The sequence below is a fragment of the Azonexus sp. genome (assembly GCF_036170495.1).
GTDB lineage: Bacteria > Pseudomonadota > Gammaproteobacteria > Burkholderiales > Rhodocyclaceae > Azonexus.
Genome location: NZ_JAVHPH010000212.1, coordinates 1 through 3735, shown reverse-complemented (window position 1 = coordinate 3735; position 3735 = coordinate 1). Strand labels below are relative to the sequence as shown.

General features: G+C 60.4%; 7 protein-coding genes. 2 read left to right on the top strand and 5 right to left on the bottom strand.

What is annotated here, in order from left to right; all coding sequences use genetic code 11:
- On the bottom strand, positions 1-830 hold an 830-nt coding region (locus tag ADADOO_RS07245), incomplete at its 3' end, for a sensor histidine kinase (RefSeq protein ID WP_511276271.1).
- Positions 817-1521, bottom strand: a complete 705-nt coding sequence (locus ADADOO_RS07240) for a winged helix-turn-helix domain-containing protein (protein WP_511276269.1) — start codon at positions 1519-1521, stop codon at positions 817-819. The genes ADADOO_RS07240 and ADADOO_RS07245, both read right to left, overlap by 14 nt.
- A 150-nt stretch (positions 1522-1671) precedes the next feature.
- Here ADADOO_RS07240 and ADADOO_RS07235 point away from each other — a divergent pair, with 150 nt between their 5' ends.
- Positions 1672-2169, top strand: a complete 498-nt coding sequence (locus ADADOO_RS07235) for a disulfide bond formation protein B (RefSeq protein ID WP_511276267.1) — start codon at positions 1672-1674, stop codon at positions 2167-2169.
- 53 nt (positions 2170-2222) lie between these two features.
- On the opposite strand, the gene rpmG is transcribed toward ADADOO_RS07235, so the two are convergent.
- The 3 genes from rpmG to radC all read right to left on the bottom strand — a co-directional run bounded on the left by rpmG (position 2223) and on the right by radC (position 3404).
- Entirely contained in the window at positions 2223-2390 is a 168-nt protein-coding gene (gene rpmG / locus ADADOO_RS07230) for a 50S ribosomal protein L33 (protein WP_011288870.1), read from the bottom strand.
- 18 nt (positions 2391-2408) lie between these two features.
- Complete coding sequence (gene rpmB, locus ADADOO_RS07225; protein WP_226400981.1) at positions 2409-2642, bottom strand: 50S ribosomal protein L28; 234 nt, start codon at positions 2640-2642, stop codon at positions 2409-2411.
- Between the two features lie 81 nt (positions 2643-2723).
- On the bottom strand, positions 2724-3404 hold the full coding sequence (gene radC, locus ADADOO_RS07220; protein ID WP_511276265.1) for a RadC family protein: 681 nt from the start codon (positions 3402-3404) through the stop codon (positions 2724-2726).
- Between the two features lie 47 nt (positions 3405-3451).
- On the opposite strand from radC, the gene ADADOO_RS07215 reads away from it, so the two are divergent.
- Positions 3452-3735: flavoprotein (locus ADADOO_RS07215; protein WP_511276263.1), on the top strand; the 284-nt coding region annotated here is incomplete at its 3' end.

Sequence of the window (3735 nt, the reverse complement as noted above, 5' to 3'; positions counted from 1 at the left end):
CGCATGCGCGCAATCGGCGTGCGCAATTCGTGCGAAATCCCGCAGGATAGCTCGCGATGGGTGGCGAGCAACTGCCGGATGCGCTCCGCCATGCTGTTCATCGTGTCGGAGAGCGGGGCGAAAAGCTGCGTGCGGACGGGCGGCGAAACGGCATCGAAATGGCCGTCGCCGAGATCAAGCGCAGTCTGCCGCAGACCTTCGAGGTCGCGCCAGACCGGGCGTATCCAGAACCACAGCGCAACCGCAAAAATAAGCCCGATCAGGCTCCAGGTGAGTAGGCGCAGCCGCAGTTCGAGCGGCAGGCGCTCGGTTACCTCCCGATTGCGGTTCGAGGCGAGCGGACCAACGACCAGCACCTTGCTGCTCATGCCGAGGCGGTGATACATGATGTCGCCGTCGTGGTCGATGGCGATGTCGCCGGCGTCGAGCTTGATAACCTGCTTCGGCGTCAGCGTCTGATCGAGGGTGATGCGTTCGACAATATCCAGCCGATAGGAGAATTTTTCGTCGATGTCCTTGATGTGCTTTTCCCATTCCCGACGCGGATGGCGGAAAAGCTCATCCTCGATCAGGGTGATCGTGCCGCGCATGAAACGGCGCGCGTAGTCGTCGGTAATGCCGCGCTGGGCGGTCGAAATGACGAAGTCGGCGGTGAACGCAATGGCGACGAAGGAGCCCATCGCCAGCAGGTAGAAATTGAAGAACAGCTTGGACAGGCTGTAGCGCTTGCCGCGCCAGCGCGGCAAAGCGACGCGGATCAGCGAGCGGGCCAGACCCTCGTTTTTTTCCTTCGGCCCTGCCGCTCCAGCGTCGGGTTCAGTTCCAGTCATGCTTGCTGAAAAGGTAACCCTTGCCGCGCACGGTCTTGATGCGCGTCGGGTTCTCCGGGTCGTCGTTCAGCTTCTTGCGCAGGCGGGAAATGCGGGCGTCGATCGAGCGATCCAGCCCGTCGAAACCGATGCCGCGCAACTCTTGCAACAGATCGTCACGCGACAGCACATTGCCGGCATGCGAGGCGAGCAGCCAGAGCAGGTCAAACTCGGCGGTGGTCAGGTCGATGGTTTGGCCGTTGAGCGATGCGGTTCGGGTGGCCTGGCTGATCTTGAACTGGCCGAAGAGCATGCTCTCGGACTCGACGTTGCTCGCCTCGCCGGTTGTCGGCAGCCGACGCAACAGGGCCTTGATACGGGCGAGCAAGACGCGCGGCTGGACGGGTTTGGCGATGTAATCATCGGCGCCCATTTCGAGACCGAGAATCTGGTCGAAGTCCTCGTCGCGTGCCGTCAGCATCAGGATCACGCCGCGATACACTGGCCGGACGGCGCGACAGACTTCGAAGCCATCCTTGCCGGGCAGCATCACGTCAAGAATGACCAGGTCGGGTTGCTCGGCCAGAATGCGCGCCTCGGCAGTATCACCGCGGGGCTCAATGCTGACGTGCAGGTCGTTCTTGGTCAGGTATTCGGCCGTCAGTTCGGCCAGGCGTTCGTCGTCTTCGACGAGCAGGATGCGTGTATTCATCCGCCAATCTTAACCACCTGCCGGGCCGCGGTCCACCGTCATGTGCCGCGACGGGCAATCCTACGGTCAACCGGAAAAAAGGCCAAAATTTCAAGTCTCCTTGGCGATGGCATAGAATCCCGGCTCATCGTCACCTGAGGAATTGCCTTGATGAATTGGTCAAAAGTGCCCATGCGGGGCTGGTTCGCGACATTGGGACTGGGTTGCCTGGGGCTCGTCGCCGTCGGCATGGAACTGCAGACGCTACTGCGTCTGGCGCCGTGCCCGCTCTGCATCTTTCAGCGCCTGCTCTACATCGTGATCGGCATCATCGGCCTGCTCGGCTTCATCTGGCCGGCCGGAAGAATGCTGTGGGCCGCGCTCGCTGGCGGGCTCGGTGTGTTTGGTTTTGGCGTTGCTGCCTACCAGACCTGGATGCAGGCTTTTCCCGACCTGGCGCCGGAATGCAGTTTCACCGACCCCAATGCCATCGAGCGTCTGGTCGACTGGCTGGGCATGGCTTGGCCATCGATGTTCCTGGCCACCGGCTTCTGCACCAGCCGGGACTGGGAGTTTCTCGGCCTGTCGATGGCCAACTGGTCCGTGGTGATGTTCGCTGGCATCGTGGTCTATGCCGCATTGCTTTTCAGGCAGAAACAGCGGGCCTGAAAAAACAAAACCCGCCGAAAGGCGGGTTTGTCGAATGCGCTGGAGAAGCTGAATTACTTCAGCTTAACTTCCTTGTAAGCGACGTGCTTACGAGCTTTCGGGTCGTACTTCATGAACTCCAGTTTTTCAGGCGTCGTGCGCTTGTTCTTGGAGGTGGTATAGAAGTGACCGGTGCCAGCTGTAGATTCCAGCTTGATTTTTTCGCGACCGCCTTTAGCCATTTTATATTTCCTTCTTTATCAGACTTCGCCGCGAGCACGCAGGTCGGCGAGAACGGAGTCGATACCATTCTTGTCGATCAGGCGCAGACCGGCGTTGGAAACGCGCAGGCGCAGGAAGCGGTTTTCAGATTCGACCCAAAAACGACGGTACTGCAAGTTCGGCAGGAAACGGCGTTTGGTTCTATTGTTGGCATGGGAAACCTTGTTCCCAACCATCGGGCCTTTACCCGTTACTTGGCAGACACGCGCCATGATGGTGCTCCAGAATTCGCTAGAAGAGAGCCCACGAGTATAACCAAAAGTACTTGGTCGTTTCAAGGGGTTTATTGAATTTTATAGCAAGCCCCGTTCGGCGAAGGAGAGTGGTGGGGTGTTGCCGGCGACGATGAAGTGGTCGAGAACCTTGACGTCGACGATGGCCAGGGCTTCTTTCAGCGATCGTGTGAGCATCTTGTCGGCCGGCGATGGTTCGGCAATGCCAGACGGGTGATTGTGGGCCAAAATCACCGCCGCGGCATTGTTGGCGAGTGCAGCCTTGACCACTTCACGCGGGTAAACCGAGGTCTGGTTTAGTGTGCCGGAGAATAGTTCGTCGGCTTTGAGCAGGCGGTTCTGGGCGTCCAGCCAGAGCGCCATGAATACTTCATGGCCGCGGCTGGCCAGCTTCAGGCGCAGCCAGTCGCGGACCTTGCTTGGCGAGGTGAAGCTGTCGCGCGTCGCCATGTCCTGCGTCAGGGCGCGGCGGGCGAGTTCGAAACTGGCTTTGAGCTGGGCCGCCTTGGCCATGCCGATGCCGGAAACGCTGGCCAGTTCTTCGAGTGATGCTTCGGCCAAGGTGCCCAACTGGCCGTCAAAACGTTGCAGCAGGTCGCGCGCCAGATCGACGGCGCTTTTGCCGCGCACGCCGATGCGTAGATAGATGGCCAGCAGCTCGGCGTCGGAAAGGGCTTCCGGGCCATGCGCCAGAAGGCGTTCGCGCGGTCGTTCGCCTTCGGGCCAGTCGGTAATCGCCATATTCTTTTCCGTTAGAATGAGCGGACTCCAATTCTAATGGCAAGACAATGGAATTACAGGGAAAACGCATCGTGCTCGGCGTCACCGGCGGCATCGCCGCCTACAAGGCAGCCGAACTGGTTCGCCTGCTCGGCAAGCAGGGCGCCGCGGTGCAGGTGGCCATGACCGAGGGGGCGACGCACTTCGTGACGGCGACCACCTTCCAGGCGCTGTCCGGCCAGCCGGTCTATCTCGACCCGTGGGATGCCCGGATGCCGAACGCGATGGCGCACATCGACTTGTCGCGTTCGGCCGAGCTTATTCTCGTGGCGCCGGCTTCGGCTGATTTTCT